General features: G+C 38.7%; 14 protein-coding genes. 6 read left to right on the top strand and 8 right to left on the bottom strand.

Going from position 1 to position 18,490, the window contains the following annotated elements:
• Positions 1 to 2: 2 nt before the first annotated feature.
• The 7 genes from B5X76_RS03575 to porD all read right to left on the bottom strand — a co-directional run bounded on the left by B5X76_RS03575 (position 3) and on the right by porD (position 11,148).
• On the bottom strand, positions 3 to 1,352 hold the full coding sequence (locus B5X76_RS03575) for an aryl-sulfate sulfotransferase (protein ID WP_176140978.1): 1,350 nt from the start codon (positions 1,350 to 1,352) through the stop codon (positions 3 to 5).
• Between the two features lie 4 nt (positions 1,353 to 1,356).
• Entirely contained in the window at positions 1,357 to 2,958 is a 1,602-nt protein-coding gene (locus B5X76_RS03570) for a SusD/RagB family nutrient-binding outer membrane lipoprotein (RefSeq protein ID WP_176140977.1), read from the bottom strand.
• A 37-nt stretch (positions 2,959 to 2,995) separates the two neighbouring features.
• On the bottom strand, positions 2,996 to 6,403 hold the full coding sequence (locus tag B5X76_RS03565; RefSeq protein ID WP_176140976.1) for a SusC/RagA family TonB-linked outer membrane protein: 3,408 nt from the start codon (positions 6,401 to 6,403) through the stop codon (positions 2,996 to 2,998).
• A 191-nt stretch (positions 6,404 to 6,594) separates the two neighbouring features.
• A complete protein-coding gene (locus B5X76_RS03560; protein WP_176140975.1) occupies positions 6,595 to 7,755 on the bottom strand; it encodes a FecR family protein in 1,161 nt (386 codons plus the stop codon).
• A gap of 74 nt (positions 7,756 to 7,829) precedes the next feature.
• Positions 7,830 to 8,414: an RNA polymerase sigma-70 factor gene (locus B5X76_RS03555; RefSeq protein WP_079641289.1), complete on the bottom strand. Its 585-nt coding sequence runs from the start codon at positions 8,412 to 8,414 to the stop codon at positions 7,830 to 7,832.
• 156 nt (positions 8,415 to 8,570) lie between these two features.
• Positions 8,571 to 10,232, bottom strand: coding sequence for a DNA repair protein RecN (gene recN / locus B5X76_RS03550; RefSeq protein WP_079641288.1), 1,662 nt, complete (start codon positions 10,230 to 10,232; stop codon positions 8,571 to 8,573).
• Positions 10,233 to 10,254: 22 nt separating this feature from the next.
• Positions 10,255 to 11,148 (bottom strand): type IX secretion system protein PorD, encoded by an 894-nt coding sequence (porD, locus tag B5X76_RS03545; protein WP_079641286.1) that lies wholly within the window; start codon positions 11,146 to 11,148, stop codon positions 10,255 to 10,257.
• 126 nt (positions 11,149 to 11,274) lie between these two features.
• Here porD and B5X76_RS03540 point away from each other — a divergent pair, with 126 nt between their 5' ends.
• From B5X76_RS03540 to B5X76_RS03530, 3 genes are all read left to right on the top strand, one after another.
• Positions 11,275 to 11,907, top strand: a complete 633-nt coding sequence (locus B5X76_RS03540) for a SprT family zinc-dependent metalloprotease (protein ID WP_079641284.1) — start codon at positions 11,275 to 11,277, stop codon at positions 11,905 to 11,907.
• Between the two features lie 95 nt (positions 11,908 to 12,002).
• The gene (locus tag B5X76_RS03535) at positions 12,003 to 13,664 is read left to right on the top strand and encodes a M28 family metallopeptidase (RefSeq protein ID WP_079641282.1); all 1,662 of its coding nucleotides are present in this window, start codon (positions 12,003 to 12,005) and stop codon (positions 13,662 to 13,664) included.
• An 81-nt stretch (positions 13,665 to 13,745) separates the two neighbouring features.
• Positions 13,746 to 14,159, top strand: a complete 414-nt coding sequence (locus B5X76_RS03530; protein ID WP_079641280.1) for a hypothetical protein — start codon at positions 13,746 to 13,748, stop codon at positions 14,157 to 14,159.
• A 120-nt stretch (positions 14,160 to 14,279) separates the two neighbouring features.
• Here B5X76_RS03530 and B5X76_RS03525 read toward each other — a convergent pair whose 3' ends face one another.
• On the bottom strand, positions 14,280 to 15,887 hold the full coding sequence (locus B5X76_RS03525) for a mucoidy inhibitor MuiA family protein (protein WP_079641278.1): 1,608 nt from the start codon (positions 15,885 to 15,887) through the stop codon (positions 14,280 to 14,282).
• 165 nt (positions 15,888 to 16,052) lie between these two features.
• On the opposite strand from B5X76_RS03525, the gene B5X76_RS03520 reads away from it, so the two are divergent.
• The 3 genes from B5X76_RS03520 (at position 16,053) to B5X76_RS03510 (ending at position 18,481) form a co-directional block, all read left to right on the top strand.
• Positions 16,053 to 16,901: a transketolase gene (locus B5X76_RS03520; RefSeq protein WP_079641276.1), complete on the top strand. Its 849-nt coding sequence runs from the start codon at positions 16,053 to 16,055 to the stop codon at positions 16,899 to 16,901.
• A 74-nt stretch (positions 16,902 to 16,975) separates the two neighbouring features.
• The gene (locus B5X76_RS03515) at positions 16,976 to 17,929 is read left to right on the top strand and encodes a transketolase family protein (protein WP_079641274.1); all 954 of its coding nucleotides are present in this window, start codon (positions 16,976 to 16,978) and stop codon (positions 17,927 to 17,929) included.
• Between the two features lie 6 nt (positions 17,930 to 17,935).
• Entirely contained in the window at positions 17,936 to 18,481 is a 546-nt protein-coding gene (locus B5X76_RS03510; protein ID WP_079641272.1) for an RNA polymerase sigma factor, read from the top strand.
• Positions 18,482 to 18,490: the final 9 nt, after the last annotated feature.

Below are 18,490 nucleotides of genomic sequence, written 5' to 3'. Positions count from 1 at the left end.
AATTAAAAGTTCCCGAGCATACCATTAAAAACATCCAAATACTCCACGCGATAAAGCATCCCGTTGACTTTCTTTTTCCAAAGAAGTTTACCCGTCAAGTCCAACTTCATAAACGTACCCGTAGTAGAACTTGTTACTAATAAACTATTGTCCTTCATCAAAATAACACTTCCCATTATGGGCGAGTAATAAGTAGATGGGACATTTACAACTATTTTGGTTTTTGCAACTTTTAATCTTTCATCTATCTCAAAAGCTAATATACGAGAGTAAGGTCTTTTTGTATGGCCATTATCAAATAGCATAATATCACCTTTATGATTTCGATGAGCATAATGCTGCAGTACAAATTCAGATGAACGATCCATTACTAAATCTCCATTTTCTCCCAATCGCCAAATCACCTCTCCGCTTTTGGAGTGAACTTTCCATATTTGATGGATAGCACGAAGCGATATTAAGTAATGATCGTCCTGATCTATAAATACCGAATTAACCCAAGGTTGCCCTTCAAAAGAAGATGGAAAATAGGTCTCGAACTCACTCGTATTCCATTCCCAAATTTTGCTTCCTGAACTACTCCACTGCACTAAACCATCCCAAATCCTGCCATCTTTAAAAGTATTTGTAATTAACACATAATTACCCGCATTATTTTGTTTTAAATCATGATGAACCATTTGATCAAAGCCCTTATTGCCTACCTTTCCATAAAACAGAGTATCTCCAGCTAAGTTACATTTGAGAACAATATTACCGTCTGCATAATTTGTTTTATTTTCATCTTCGATCATTAGTATAGCATGATCAGCAGTCATATGAACCGATTTTACAACATTTGGACCTACACGATACCAAACTAATTGACCCCGATGATCCAATACATACGTACAGCTAGGACTTGTCATATTAGAAAACAAAAAATAACCTTCCGATTGATTAACTATTCCTTCATCATTGGAATTGTAAAAGTCTTTTACCCATTGCGGAATTTTAGCCGTGGTAAAATTTCTTAAACCAGAAACACTTTTTCCATTTATCAAAACATCAAATTCATAAACGGTATTTTCCAGCAAATGCAATAAGGGGATTCGATGTTTAAAAAGAGACTTCTCAGCGCTCACAATTTTCCAATTCTCCTCACTTCCCTTTATTCGATATCGCAGAGAGACAACATCAGATCGTGTTAACTCTATAATTATTCGTGCCGACAGCGCAGAATTCTCATCGTTTAAGACCTTGACTTGCTCAATCAAAGTATCGTCCTGTGGAGTGCCCTTTGTGCAACTCGAAGATACGAGCGCACAAAGGGAAAACAACAGTATATATAAGTAAAAATAATAGGTTTTCATTGGTCTATTTATCCCACCAAACAGGTGATAACCAATCATCTTTACCCCCCATACGGTCAAGTGCTATTTGCAACTGTTCCTTATTTTGCAATACCTGATTCATTGGATAGATAAATCTTTTTGGAATAACACCATTAGTTGATGTAGTATAATTTGCTGGTGGCTTTGAAGGTACTACCACCGATGGATATCCTGTTCGTCTGTAATTCGAATAAGCCTCAGGACCATTCAAAAAGAAGTTTACCCACATCTGTCCGTGAATAGCGTCCATCGCCCCTTCAAATGTAGTTGGGAATGGCTTATAAGCATTTTTCAATTCATCCACATTCGCTGCGGCAATACTTGGCGCATTGGGATACAGCGACATCATGGCACAACTAGCTTCTATTCCTCTGTCAAAGAAATCAACTGGATTAGCTAATCCCCCCCAACCTCTTAGGGCAGCCTCCGCCTTTAAAAACTCTACTTCAGCATAAGTCAAGTGAAACGAAGGTGCATTCAGCGCCGAAACGTAAACACTGGGTTGAACGTAAGCAAAGGTATTCGAAACTACATGTTTTACACCATTCGCATCGGGGTCTGTTATACCTGGATTCCAATCAGACCAACCCATTGATCCTGGTCGAATTCCGATAGGACGGAATATCTTGGTAATATCAATCACTGTACTTGAAACACCGATCACCCCATCGCCTAAATAGGTACCACCATAAATCGGTAATCGCGGATCCTTTCTATTTTTCATATAATCTACCAAGGTAGTTACTAATTTGAATCCATTAGAGTTATCACCACCTTTAAAAACCTGCGAAGCACCATTGCCTCGTAATTCACCATCCGCATAATTTATGGACATATGCTTAGTCATGGCGATATCATCATTACTCGTCATCACTCCAGCTTTTAATGCGGCTTCAACTTGCTTTTTCGATTCTACCGGATTTACATTACTCACCCGCATACCTAACCGTAATCGAAGTGAATTGGTAAATCGCTTCCATTTCGCGACATCACCGCCATAGAAAATATCTCCTTTTATCTTCGCTTTTGACAAATCAAATAATGTATTGGCTTCGTCTAATTCTTTGAAAAAATCCATGTAGATATCTTCCTGCTTATCGTACTTTGCCATCAATTTTCCCTCAGTATATCCTTTGATAGCTTCTGAATAAGGGATGTCTCCATACAAATCGGTCATCTTAGCATAGATAAAGACACGCATGACTTTAGCCGCGGCATGCATATTAACTTGCTCAGGATCTGATTTAGTCTTGTCGACTACATCTTGTATATTTTTTAAGTCACGTGGATATACGGTATTCCATAAGGTCTCCCAATAGATCCTTTCAAAAATATTATACTGTCCACCGGCTTGAATTCCCCAGGCCCCTCCTAAATGTTGAATCATAGGCGAGGTTAATAATAAATTGGTACGCCAGACCTCTGTCCGATCTCCTGCTAACCCGGCTTGAACTTTCGTAAATTGATACCCTGGTTCTAACGAACTAAAACCAGCAGGATTATCATTAAGAGAAGTAAGATCTTTTGTACAACTGCCTAAGGCTAATGCCAAAGCTATCATCGAAAAATATGTTACTCTTTTCATTCTATTTCTTTTTATTAATTCTATCATAACATTGATCTTAAAAACTAGCCTTCAAATTAAAACCGATACTTCTACGTCCTGGCAAAGAGCCATATTCTAACCCTTGCCCATTTCCATTATTGTAATTTGACTCCGGATCAATATTAGGTACATGCTTAGAAATTATCCATAAATTTCGTCCAATAACACCCAATGATAGATTATGTAGTGGAAAATTCTTGATCAAACCTTTAGGAAGTGTGTAACTTAAACCTACGTCACGTAATTTCACATAGCCCCCATCATATATAAATGGAGCGGCAGTGTTATCAACTACAGTACGCCAATAGATATAAGGATCGACCCCGATATTATTAACTTCTCCGTTTTCATTAACACCCGCACCTATAAAACCTCTATTATTTCGATTTATTGTTTCAGGATCCCCTCCTGCTGTTTGTAAGGCCCTACGTTCCTGATTGTATTCATTCCAACTATCACGTCCTTCTTGCGTATTCAAATGGGTACCATTTTCATGCATGGTCCGATTGGTAACGGAGTACATACTTCCACCCTTTCTAATATCAATAACCGCACGCATTTCAAAACCTTTATATTGAAAGGAATTCGTAATACCACCTGTCCAATCAGGAAGTGTAGATGCTAGTGTCTCAGGATCAGTAGTAAAGATAGGGATACCTTGATTATCATGCACTCTTCTGCCTTGTTCATCTAACACAAACGTCCGTCCTATGATTGATCCAAATGGTTTTCCCTTTTCAGCGATAATTGTCGCTCCTGCCCAACGTGCTTCCGCAACAGTATAGGCATCCAATCCACTTGTTATATCGAGCACGGTATTATAGTTCTTTGCAAAGTTTAGACTCAAATTCCATTTAAAACTATTTTCTAAACTCAATACTGTTGATTTCAATAAAATTTCAACACCGGTATTTTTTAATTTTGCTGCGTTTAAAGACGCAAAGCGGAAACCAGTAGTTTCATTTACGGGGATATCTAGCAGAACATCTTTCGTAATCTCATTGTAGTAAGTGAAGTCTAAACCAATTCTATTTTGAAAAAAACTTAGATCAGCCCCTACTTCAAAGGAATTTTTGCGTTGCGGCTTTAATTTAGCATTTGGAATAACATCACCTAAAATTTCACCCATTGGCAATCCATTCATGGATTGCCCCGTCAGGCTATACATAAAACTTGTTTTGTAGGGATCGGTATCACTTCCAACTTGGCCGTAAGAGGTTCTTAATTTCGCATAATTGACAACCGACGAACTGAAATTGAATGCATCTGAAAGCACGACCGATAGATCAGCCGCCGGATAGAAATAACTGTTGTTTCCTTTTGGAAGCGCAGAAGACCAATCATTTCTACCTTGTAAGTTTAAAAACATAAATTGATTATAGCCAAACATTACATTTCCAAACAAAGACTGAATTTCCTTTCTTGGATTAGAAGGAACAACCTGTACTTCTCTAAAATTAGTAATCAAGGCTTTACCTGGTGCATTAATCTCTGATCCATTTGTCAAGGTCTGATCTCGATTAAATTTCATGATATTTCCACCGACCATAGCATCCACTTTAAATTTGGATGAAATATCCTTACTGAAATTTAACAAAGCTTGAAAGTTGTCCTCTCTTACATTAAGTTGATTCATACGTAATGAACCACCTGCTCTATTGGGCGTATATAAATCGTAGAAATTAAAAAAATCAAACTTATAGAAATCAGTTCCTGCCGATGCGTTTGCCGACCAATTCTCATTGAACCTGTATGTCAAATTTGCTGATCCTCCTGTGCGTACCTTTTTACTATCATTCAATGTTTTATTAAGTGTCCAATAGGGATTTGCTCGACTAGAATTACCGGTGTAATCGATGTATGATCCATCTTCGTTTTGATAGGTTTGCAACCATGATTGATCAAAATTGGCAGCTATATTGAGTAAAGCATTCCCAATATTATTGATATCATCAGTCAATGCAGGTCTATTCTTAACGTTCTCAAACATCAAAGAACCTTTAACATCTAAGGTAAGTTGATCAAATATTTTGCTGCTTCCTTTGAAAGAAATATTATTACGGTCAAATTTTCCGGTCGGAACAATGTCTTTATTCGTCACATTCGAGTAGGATGCATATAAATTATGATCTTTATTCCCTCCCGTTAGCGATATCGTATTCATCGCTGTAACACCAGTTTGAAAAAAATCCTGAATGTTATTCTTTATATATTTATACGGTCGCTCTGATCCATCTTTTTGAAAGATAGTTTCTGCATCCGTAAAACGAGGTCCCCAGCTTGATGCAATATTATTTGAAGTGGCCGCATCTCGTGGTAGTAAACCATTTGAGCCCTGTCCGTAAATCTTTTGCTCTTCATCGAATTTTGTCGAAATGGTTTCCGTCGTTAACGTACTGTTGAAATCTATACCTAAGCCCTTTTTGTGTGCACCATTTTTCGTAGTTATTAAAATTACACCATTTAATGCCCGAGAGCCGTAAAGTACTGCGGCAGAAGCTCCCTTTAGTACAGAAATGTTTTCAATATCGTTCGGATTAATATCGCCTAAGCCATCTCCCAAATCAAAACCGCCACCTTTATCAGCCGAACCGATGTTGCCATTCACAGCAGGAACACCATCAATGACATAAAGTGGTTGGTTGCTTCCCTGAAGCTCACGAATACCTCGAATCACCACACGACTCGAACTCGAAGGACCGTTTGTCGTCGTTGAAACACTAACTCCAGCCACTTTCCCTGCTAAGGAAGCAATAGCATTGGTCTCACCAAAGCCTGTGATATCTTTTCCGTCGATATCTGAAACAGCATACCCTAATTCCTTCTTCTGGCGCTTGATGCCAAGCGCTGTTACGACCACATCATCCAATACTTCTGGCTTTTCGGTCAATGTTACTTGCAATTGTGACTGCTTATTTACCGTGACTTCTTTACTATTATATCCTAAATAACTAAATATTAAAATCGCATCTTGAGTAGGCACCTGAAGTGAAAACAAACCACCTGTTGTTGTTACAGTACCTGTGGTCGTTCCTTTTAATCTGACTCCGACACCCGACATCGGCATCCCTTTTTCATTGCGAACGACACCCGAAACAGCATGCTGTGCCTGATTCTCATCATCGCCTTTTTCGCGCAACCTGACAATCACCGTATTATCCCACAATGTATACGTGACGGGTTGATTTTTAAAACATAAGTCTAAAGCTTTCTCGAAATCGACCGCTCTTAAATCCACATTTACGGGTACTGAAGTTTTCAACATATTAGCACTATACACAAAGTCATACTCACTTTGCAAGCTTATTTTCTGCAGCACTTCTTCTAGTGTCTTATTCTGGGCATGCAAGGTGATTTTCTGCGCATAGGTATGCGCACTTACATGCATAAAGGTACCTAGCAATAAGATTAGTATAAATTTCATAATGCACAGCATCTTAAGGAAGAAATAGTTCTTCCTCGTTAAATAAAATTTCATATTTTTGATTGTTTAGGGTTTAATCTTGTTAGTAAAATGTTCCACATATTTTATTCAATGATTCTAAGCTAGAATGCTTGAGCGTCGGAAGCGCTCTTGCATTTTTAAGATATCATCAAATACTCTATAGATCCGACCTATGGCATGACAATAATCCTCCTTCCTTCGATTTTAAAATGTATCCCTCCCGTTAATTCTAATTTTTTCAAAACTTCATTAATCGAACTTTTTCGAAGAATTCTACCTGTAAATATTTTATTTTCCAAATCCCCCTTGTAGGTAATTTCTACATCGTACCAACGCGCTAATTGTTGCATAATAGCTGTAATCGACTCATTATGAAACATAAAATAACCATCCTTCCATGCTATATCTGACTGTAAATCGATTCGTTTTGAAGATAAGTCCCCTTTCGACTTATCAAATAATCCGAGTTCGCCCGGTTTAATTTTTAATGTATGATTAATTGTATTTAATTGCACCGACCCTTCCACTAATGCAGTTCGAATTTCTTTATCTTCTGGATAAGCTTTCAGATTAAAGTGCGTTCCGAGTACACGGACAAGTATTTTATTTGCATGAACTACAAATGGTTTACTTTTATTTTCTGCGACCTCAAAGTAAGCCTCGCCGACTAAGCTTACTTCACGCGTTTTACCGACAAAGTGGTTCGGAAAGGTCAAAACACTACCCGCATTTAGCCAAACTGCAGTACCGTCATCTAATATGATTCGATATTGTCCCCCTCTGGGTGTGCTTAGCCGATTTTCTACGACCTTTTGACTAGAAGCTGTTGTCCCTAATTGCTTACTTTTCACAGTCAACACACCTTCACTTTCTATCCCAAAATTTTGATCTTGATTATTTTGCAGTACTTTCCTTCCAGCATCATCAAGAGGAATCACCAAACCATCTGCCAAAGTTAACATGGCCTTATCTGTTCCAGGCTGGATTTGTAGGAGACTATCCTTACTGACTTGCTTAGCTGATTGCGTTAACAGGTTGCCCCTTTCTATATAATAAAGTGATATAGAAAATCCTATGAGTAAGATTGCCGCAGCCCAGTACCAAGGACGAATTTTTTGAACAATACTTTTTTTTCGTAGAGGAAAATCGAGTGTGGCATTTAACCTGGTTAATATAACTTGCAAGGATTCTTCTACCGTGTCTTCATCCGACATGATTACCTCCGAATGATCAAAGGATCGATACCAGACAAGTAGACGCTCACGTTCTTCGTAAGTAGCCGTACCATCAATATATTTTTCTATTAAATCAGGTAATTCAGATTCGTTCATTATTAAAATTGGCATTAATATATGAACATGTACCACAAAGGCCGGGTAACCCTTGCTCTATAAATGAACTTTTTTTAAAAATCTTTTAATAACATTTCGATAACAACTACAGAAAGGCCCAATCCCTCTAATCCCTTTCGGACCTTTTTCAATGCCTTTGTTAAATGACCCTCAACGGTCTTTTCAGCAACCCCCAATTCTTCCGCGATCTCCGCATTTGTCATCCCCTCCCTACGGCTGCATACAAAAACAAGTTTACACTTCTCAGGTAACTGTTCAACAATTCCATTGATGTACTCCTCTAAAAACTTTGCGTCAATTTTTTCTTCTGCTAATTCGATAATTTTTGGTTGATAATGTTGTCTTGCCATTTCTTCCTGCCGTTTCTTACGATGTAATGTTTTAAAAACAGAAAATTTAACAGCAGTCGCTAAGTAAGCTCCTAAAGTATCTATTTGCACCTGATCTCTGCGCTCCCACAAAACACTGAAAACTTGTTGCACAATTTCTTCGGCCAATTCCATATCCTTAGCGTAATTATATCCAATAACCAATAATTGTCTAGAAAAACGATGATAGATAGCAGTAAAAGCTTCTTGACTTCCATTTTTTAAGGAACAAGCTAATTGATAATCTGAGTAGGTGTGGTAACTAGTCATTTCATAATCATAAATAAGTTAAAAGTCGAAATAAAAATTTCTTAGTAACCAAAATACAAAATGGCTGACGTCTGATAGTTTCGCAATAAATAATCTTTCAAATGCACCTATTACGTAACGCTTTCTTTCATTTTGGTGAATAGTAAAAAAAGCTTCTTATGCTTTCAACAATTCCTGCGCATGCTGTAAAGCCGCCTCTCCCGGATTTGTGCCACTCAGCATTTGTGCGATTTCCACGACACGCTGATCATTAGTCAACAATTGTATATTGGATTGTGTTTTTTCTCCAAGATCCTCCTTATACACTTTAAAGTGTGCCTGCCCCTTCGAAGCAATCTGAGGTAGATGAGAAATAGCTATTACCTGCATATGTGCAGCTAGATCAGCCATCACTTCACCAACGCGTAGCGCTACTTCACCAGAAATCCCCGTATCGATCTCATCAAATATTATAGACGGCAATGCAGAAGACTTGGCAACTAATGACTTAATAGCTAACATCACCCTAGACAACTCTCCGCCAGAAGCTACCCTATGAATAGGTTGCATAGATTGTCCTTTATTCGCTGAAAACAAAAATTGAACACTGTTCATACCCCGAACACCGGCTTTGTCAAAGGGCAGCAAATTTAATTCGATATTCAGCTGCGCATTAGGCATCCCCACATGGCTCAAGGTCTGCTGAACCTCCACCTCTACCCGAGGAATAATTAATTTCCGTTGTTCATGGATCTCCGTGCCTAATACCAATACCTTATCTGCCTGTACCTTTCTATGACGGATCAGCTCTTCCATCGCTTGATCTTGATTTAAAACAAGCTGTAATTTGCTTTCAAGTTGATCCTTTATCTGTATAAGTTCAAGCTCCGAATCTACACGATGCTTTTTCAGCAAAGCATAGACATCACTTAACCGCGTATTTACTTCATCCAGCCGCTGTTCGTTCAAATGTACAGATCCCTCCTGCGCAACGAGTTCACTCGCTACATCTTTTAACTCAATGAATGCGCTTTGCATGCGTTCACCCAGTAACGCAGCATCTCCAAAATATCGTCCTACATGCTGGACCTGATTTATACTCTCCTTAAGCATAGACAGGACCGTCTGCTCGCCATCTACCAGCGCATAGCTAGCGGCATTCAGGCCCCTCTTTATTTCTTCCGCATTGGCTAATTGTTGTTGCTCAGCCTCTAATTCTTTAACCTCACCAGCTTGCACATTCACCTTCTCCAGTTCGTCATACAGAAACTGATTATAATCCGATTCCGCATTGGCATTATCCAATTCTTCTTGAAGAGTTTTCAGTTGCTTGTCCAACGTGCGGAGCCCCTTCAACTCTTCTCTAAACAAAAGCAGTCTATCCTCGTTTGCGGCTAGGCTATCCAAAACAAAAAGTTGAAATTCTTCCGTATTCACCTGCATAGTAGCGTGCTGTGAGTGAATATCAATAAGTTTTTCACCAAGACCTTTTAATGTAGCCAGAGTAACAGGTGAATCGTTAACAAAAGCTCTAGACTTGCCATCCAGTGCTATTTCCCTACGAATAATAGTCTCTTCTTCGTAGTCTAAATCCTCATCATTAAAAAAGCGCTTTAAGTCATAGGCAGCAACGTTAAAATAACCTTCGATAACACATTTCTTCTGTTCATCAAAAAAAGGTCTCCCTTCTACCCTGCTACCCAATATCAATCCCAATGCCCCCATTAATATCGATTTTCCAGCGCCGGTTTCTCCCGTAATAATATTCAGCCCCTTATCAAAAGAAATGTCCAAACTATCTATCAGCGCGTAATTCTTTATTAGTAATCGTACTAGCATACAATAATATTCGATCAAAAAATCAATTCTTCAATTTCTCGTATTTAGAAGTATTGGTCGGATCCAAATCGACCAATAAATTAAACACCTTAACACTCTCATTTCCGGGCATCTTGGAAAACAAACCCACAAACTCGTTAGACTTGGCGGTGAATAAGGCATTCGTCAATACATTGCCCGTATTCGATCGGTCTACTTCCTTCAGGTTGATTAAAAGCTCAGCCATTTTCTTCTTCGCCATCTGCTCATTCTCAGTCATCTTATCTAACCCATCCCGATGATAGCTATAAAAAAACTCTCTGTACGGGAAATACTTGCGATCCAATAAATTATTAATCAACCAGTATCTATTATCTGTAGCATCCATAGCACGCCACCCTTCACTTTGTGTCGATTGCGAATAATTCACAATATTCCGAGCTTTGCCCAACACACTAGTTCCCCCCATCTTTTTGAATGTATCCATATCTACTCCCACAATAATCTGCGCATAAAATGCTAAGAGAGAAGAAAGAGCTCCCATATTTTGATTTTCATTAAACTCCAACTGTTCTCCCTCGGTGTAGCTAAAATTAAAGTACTTATCCTTGAAACTGAGAACCGGAGAATTATAGTTAGTCCCATAGATGGGTCTAGCGGAGTTGATCTGAGCGGTAGCCTGATACTGACTAGATCCATCAAAAGAAGAAATAACAATATTAAAGCTACAATCAATTCGTTCCTCAGGTTTAACCTTATTTTCTGACCAAGCTCTGTTATTCAAATAATCTGAAATAACCTTTTTCAAAAAATCTATCGTTCGTGAGTTTGCATTCTGTACCTGTGGAGCGGACACTTCGACACGAGCCAACAGCTCCTGCCCCCATGAGATGCAGCAGATATGCACAAAAAGTAAGGTGAAAATAATCCTAACCATAAGAATTTAAATATCTAAACCAAACTTAGATAAAATGCTTTATATTCACGAATACGAATTAGAAATAATCAGATAGAATTAGCAGGAGTATATTAAATATCGGCTGAAAACAATATGTTTGTATTCATGGCAGACTTTAGCAAGCAACTCAGTAAATACATGCCCGAAGCTGCGGCTCCAATCATATCGCAATGGATCAATGATACATCCTGTCGATTTAAAGTAAGTCGCAGTCGTAAAACCAAACTAGGAGATTATAGAGCACCATTCAAGGGTAGTCCACACCAGATAACAGTCAATCATGACCTCAATCCCTATTCATTTTTAATCACTAGTATTCACGAATTTGCACATCTTAAAACTTATCAAGATCATAAAAGTACGGTAAAACCACATGGTGCGGAGTGGAAACAAAACTTCATAAGCCTGATGCAACCATTTATCAAGCTTTCCATATTTCCAAACGACATTCTGATAGCGATATCCTCCTACATGAACAATCCTGCGGCCTCATCCTGTACAGATCTAACGCTCTATCGAGCCTTGAAAAAATACGACAGCAAAGACCTTACTGAAGACGCGACTGTAGTGGAAGATCTCCCTCAAAACACCATATTTGTGTTAAAAAACGGAAGAAAGTTTAAGAAGATGGAAAAAGTCAGAAAACGTTATAAATGTTTGGAGATAGCTACAAATAAAATATACCTGTTCCATCCCATTGCCGAAGTATTTATTAGTGAAGAAGAAATATCCATGTAGCTGAACCAACATAAGTACACGTGAAAATACTTTGGATATTCCATCCCGACCAGTCGGGACAAGTTAATGACAGATAAAAAACAAGTTATATACATATGACAACACACCTATTAATTGCCGTATCCGTATCTATTCTATCGGCAGGCTGTATGCAGAACAATAATACGACGCATGATCAAGACAGCGTTGATAGTACTGCCATAGCCGCTATTAATGCGGATACATATGCAAAAAACGTTGCTGCACTTTCCTCGGATGAATTTGAAGGCAGAAAACCTTTTACAAAAGGAGATACGCTTACGGTCAATTATATCGAAAGCCAGTTTAAAGCTTTAGGCTTACAGCCAGGAAATGGTACATCCTTTTTTCAGGAGGTACCAATGGTCGAAATTTCCTCCAAACCCGTCAATCCAATCCTTACTTTTAAAGGAGATAAAGGGGCTTTATCCGTGCAATATCTCGACGATTATGTCATCGGTACACGGCGCTTAGAAGAGCAGATAAACATCCCCTCTACAGACCTCGTATTTGCAGGCTTTGGGATTGTAGCACCCGAATATAAATGGAACGATTATGAAAACCTGGATGTTAAAGGAAAAACAGTCATCGTATTAGCATCCGATCCCGGTCATTATGATAAAAATCTGTTTAAAGCCGATACCATGACCTACTATGGCCGTTGGACCTATAAATTTGAAGAAGCAGGTAGACAAGGAGCCGCTGGTGTATTGATTATACACGACACAAAAGCTGCCAGCTACGGTTGGGACGTCGTACGTACTGGTTGGAGTGGCCCACAAATGGATTTGGACAACAAAGAAAATGCCGAACCTAAAGCCATGTACGAGGGTTGGATCTCAACAAACACCGCTCAGCAACTGTTTAAAATGGCTGGCATCAGTAATCAAGTAATCGAATCTGCTAAAAAACCAGGCTTTAAAGCTGTACCCTTATCAGTTTCGACCTCCGTGCAACTTAAGAATAGCTTTAAATATGCCAAATCCAATAACGTAATTGCAAAAATAGAAGGTACCAAAAGAGCTGACGAAACCATTATTTATACGGCCCACTGGGATCACCTAGGCATCGGAGAAACCGTAAATGGAGACTCTATCTATAATGGCGCTGTAGATAATGCTGCAGGTGTCGCTGCTTTATTTGAAATAGCAAAAGCTTTTCAAGCTGCGAAAGTCAAGCCCGAACGTACCATCGTGTTTATGGCGGTCACCGCAGAAGAACAAGGTTTGTTAGGATCAGCTTATTACAGTAATAACCCTATCTATCCTATCAACAAAACTGTAGCAAATCTAAATATGGACGCATTTAGCCCCTTAGGAGAGACAAAAGATGTATCCATCGTAGGCTTCGGCCAGTCAGAGATTGATGACTATGTGATTCGATCAGCACACAAATTCGGCAGGACAGTACGTGGAGAAAACAACCCAACATCTGGTGGTTTTTATCGATCAGATCATTTCAATTTCGTAAAAAAAGGAATTCCAGGCTTGTTTATGGGAAGCGGAAACGAATTGATCTCAAAAGACACTGTCGCCATCGCCAACAGAAAAAAGGCTTTAACAGGAAGATACCATGCACCATCCGATCAATTGGATGACAACTGGGACTTTGGAGGTATAATGGCAGATATTAGGCTATTTTTTGATGTAGGCTACAGTCTAAGTTTGGAAAAAACATTCCCACAATTCAAAATAATGTCAGAATTTCGCGAATTAGGCGAGAAGCGTACAGCAAAGTAGTACTTTTACGAAATAGAGACTGCACAAGAATAAGAAAAATAAAAAAGAGAGAAATTAAATCAATAAATCATGTTAACAGGAATGAAACACTTACACTCCACCTTAGCCATCATCTTATTAATTGCTTTGGTTATTTCGATTGTAATAACAGCAATCAATTATTTCAAAGCGAAACCTTACAACCGTAAAATAGCTTTAATAGGCTTTATCAGTGCCCACCTTCAGCTATTAATCGGTCTAGTGTACTTTTTCACGCTTAAATACCACACCATGTTTTCAGCAGGTGTTATGAAAAGTCCTGAGTTACGTTTCAAGATAATTGAACATCCATTGACAATGCTTATTGCAATCGTTTTGATTACTATTGGATATTCTAAAGCTAAAAAAGCAAAAGAAGACTACGCTGCAAACCAAAAGGTATTCATTATGTATACTATCGGCTTGATACTTATACTTAGTAGAATACCTTGGTCCACCTGGTCTATCTTAAACTAATAGAATTTTTATGCTTGCTGCTGATCCGCCAACAAGCATAAAAGTTCTTGACATCATTAAAGAACAAACACTTTCAGAAAAAAAGGCATCGAAATATAATCGATGCCTTTTTTATTAAACTTAATTAAAACTAATGACCTTATCTTTAGGCGACTTTACCAGATAGCTTATTCGGTAAGTCTGTGTTTCATTCGGTTTCAACCGCAGCATCCAAGTCACCACACCTGTCTCAGAATTAACATTGCCTGCCTTTGCATCTAAAAGCTCTACCTCAATAGATTTATCCGTCGAGATCGGATATTGATCCTTTAACAGAATATCCACATCACTGGACTTATTGTTTCTGACTTTAATTTCATAAGTAAAAATCTGCTTCTTAGAACTGCCTGAAATCTGCGTGCTTTTCTGATCCATTAGACGCTCTCTTTTTATAGAGATCCCTTTATCTCTACCAAGACTTAGATTTAGTGTATCTGTAGTTACATTGGGATTGATATAAGACTTCCCCACGAACATGTTCTCGAAAGAAATATTCGCCTCACCCGGTATCAGATTTAACTTCTGAAAATCCGTAATTTCAGCCATTAAGAAAGCATCCTTATCCAATTTCGGAACCGCATAGTATTTAAATAATGCAGGCTGAGAAAACTCCTTCAAGGCAACACTATGTGGCTGTCCATTCGATAGAATCGTATAAGGAACTTCTATATCAAAGGTTGTACTTAACTGATTTTCAACCATAGAAATAGATGGCGTAGCCAATTCACCAACAGTTACTTCATCCATGGCAGCAACCTCCCTGACGGCTTTCGCGCCCAGGCTCTGTATTTTATTCTGTACACGATTCTGTACGGTAAGATTCGCAAACATCTCATCCTCTATATTACGGATTACGGCATAAGAAGGTGATAAAACAGGCGCTGTACCTCCTACGGCAGGATTTCCCGTGGATAAAATCAATTTCGCGTTTCTCCAATCCACACCTGAGCTTTGCGACACGCCAGCTTTATAGAACATTTTCAATGGAGCAGACACCGAAGCTGCTTTCAGGTCATAATAAGCTTGCCAATGTGCAGATCGCGTCATATAACGAACCTCTAAAGCGACGCTCCCGCTTCGGCCCGAATTGACTTGCAACCTTAACTGACCACCACTACCCACATAGGTACGTAATGCCTCTTGAAACCGGGCGATCTTCTTATCAAGTTCAGCTATTTCTTTGTTCAATGTGGAAATCTCTTTATTAAGATTCACAGACTTAATCTGATAGTAATCGACCAACTTGGATAAATCCGCAATATCAATCTTTCCATCAGCACCTCCCAACAAATTATTATTGGTTAAGATCTGTAGTGCGCCTTTTGCCGCATTCAACCTATTGTATACATTTTCTCGATCTACAGTTACTAGGTCCAATGAATCCTTTAATTTTTGATGCGAAGGGTTTGTGATCTGAGACTCCTCGGAACTTGTCTTTACGATCGATAGTACAGAAACATGATCTGGTCCGCTAATTTGAACATTCTGTTCGTCCAGGTCATTTGCAACATTATTAATAATCAAATCACTGCCACCTGCAGGCAACGTAACCTGAAGTCTATTTAACACCTGAGCTCCGTTTGCATAAACTGTTACTTCTTTTACCTCCGCATTTGTACTGACTTTGTGCTGTGCCGTACTATACAATACCGAACCAAGAAGTGAAAAACAAAAAAACAACTTTTTCATATACGATTATCCTTATTAAATTAAACGTTTTAAATCCATGATTTTCTCACGGATGCAGAATTACATAAAATTCCACACCTAACAACAATTAAAAATGCAAATAATACCCCTAAATATTCAAAATTCACTACCTTTACCCATAAACATTATGATATTTAATTAAAGATGAGTGTAGATATTAACAATCTCGAGCAAGTTGCTTCTCAGGTAAGACGTGATATTGTACGTATGGTACATGCATGTCAATCTGGTCACCCAGGAGGGTCTTTAGGATGTACAGACTATTTTGTAGCACTGTATTTTCATGCGATGAAACATGATACTTCATTTAAAATGGATGGAAAGAATGAAGATCTGTTTTTCTTATCCAATGGACATATCTCCCCTGTGTTTTATAGTACATTAGCTAGAGCTGGTTATTTTCCTGTTAGTGAATTAGCTACTTTTCGTAAGCTCAACACTCGTCTTCAAGGACACCCTACCACACATGAACACCTTCCAGGTATAAGGATTGCCTCAGGATCTCTAGGTCAAGGTCTATCGGTAGCTATAGGTGCAGCACAAGCTAAAAAATTAAACAACGACGACCGTTTAGTATACGTACTAATGGGAGATGGAGAGCTTCAAGAAGGCCAGGTTTGGGAAGCAGCAATGTATGCCCCTCACAACAAAGTAGATAACATCATCGCTACAGTGGATTACAATGGAGCACAGATTGACGGTCCTACCAACCAAGTCTTATCGTTAGGCAACCTAAGAGCAAAATGGGAAGCTTTTGGATGGGATGTACTGGAAATAACAAAAGGAAACGATATGGCATCTGTAATTGCAGGTCTAGAGGAAGCTAAATCCCGTACAGGTAAAGGAAAACCAGTCGTTATATTATTGCATACAGAAATGGGATTCGGAGTCGACTATATGATGGGAACACATAAATGGCACGGTGCAGCGCCTAATAATGAACAATTAGAGTCGGCGTTAAACCAAATTCCAAGAACAATTGGTGATTATTAATTTAGAAGAACGATTACATACCAGTATAATCTTTATCTAAGTACTAATTACTAAAATCTAAATACTAAATAAAAATGAAAAAATATACTTTTACAGAATCTAAAGATACTCGCTCCGGATTTGGAGCTGGCCTGTTAGAGGCTGGTAAAATCAATGATAATGTTGTGGCACTATGTGCCGATCTAATTGGTTCTCTAAAAATGGAAGCCTTTATTAAAGAATTCCCAGAACGCTTCTTTCAAATCGGTATTGCAGAAGCAAATATGATGGGAATTGCTGCTGGGCTTACCATAGGTGGAAAAATCCCTTTTACAGGAACATTTGCTAACTTCTCTACAGGACGTGTTTACGATCAGATCCGTCAATCTATCGCTTACTCCGATAAAAACGTAAAAATCTGTGCTTCCCATGCGGGTCTTACCTTAGGTGAAGACGGAGCTACACATCAGATCCTAGAAGACATCGGACTAATGAAAATGCTTCCTGGAATGACCGTAATAAACACTTGTGATTATAACCAAACAAAAGCAGCTACCATTGCTTTAGTTAATCATGAGGGTCCTGTTTATCTACGCTTTGGTCGTCCCGTTGTTCCTAACTTTACCCCTGCTGATCAAACTTTTGAGATTGGTAAAGCAATTATGCTAAATGAAGGAACTGACGTGACAATTGTTGCAACAGGCCACCTTGTATGGGAAGCTATCCAAGCCGGTGAAGAGTTGGAAAAGCTGGGCATCAACGCAGAAATCATCAATATTCACACCATAAAACCACTGGATGAAGAAGCGATCCTTAAATCAGCCGCAAAAACAGGCTGTGTAGTAACCGCTGAAGAACATAACCGTTTAGGTGGGCTGGGTGACAGTGTAGCGCAAGTATTAGCACAGAAACTACCAACCCTACAAGAATATGTTGCAGTAAATGATAGTTTCGGAGAATCAGGCACACCGGCTCAATTAATGGAAAAATATGGGCTGAATGCCAATAGCATTGTGGCTGCTGCGCGTAAAGCTATTAGTAGAAAATAATTTCAAATGGAAGACGCGCAAATCATTTCTATGTTTGCAGATGAACGCACGCGAGAAGCGGCGTTCAGTCATTTGTTAAAAAAATACCAACAAAAAATCTACTGGCACGTCAGACGCATGGTCATTGATCATGATGATGCGGATGACGTGACTCAAGATATTTTCATAAAAGTATGGCGCAACCTGGAAAAGTTTAGAGAAGATTCGCAGCTGTATACCTGGTTGTATCGTATAGCAACAAATGAATGCATAACTTTTTTAAATAAGAAAAAGCAAAAGTATAATGTCTCTCTGGATGAAGATAGTTCGTCATACCTAGCGGAGACATTAGCAGACACCAGCTACTTCAATGGAGATAAAGCTCAGATGAAACTACAACAAGCACTTCTGACTCTTCCGGAGAAACAACGACTAGTCTTCAACATGAAATACTTTGAAGACTTAAAATACGATGAAATATCCCAAATTCTGGGCACAAGTGTAGGGGCTCTAAAAGCATCCTATCACTTAGCTGTAAAGAAAGTTGAATCTTTTTTTAACAACAACGATTAAACCTTTTTA

Source organism: Sphingobacterium nematocida, assembly GCF_900168125.1.
GTDB classification, from domain to species: domain Bacteria; phylum Bacteroidota; class Bacteroidia; order Sphingobacteriales; family Sphingobacteriaceae; genus Sphingobacterium; species Sphingobacterium nematocida.
This window is presented reverse-complemented; position numbering and strand designations above follow the sequence as displayed.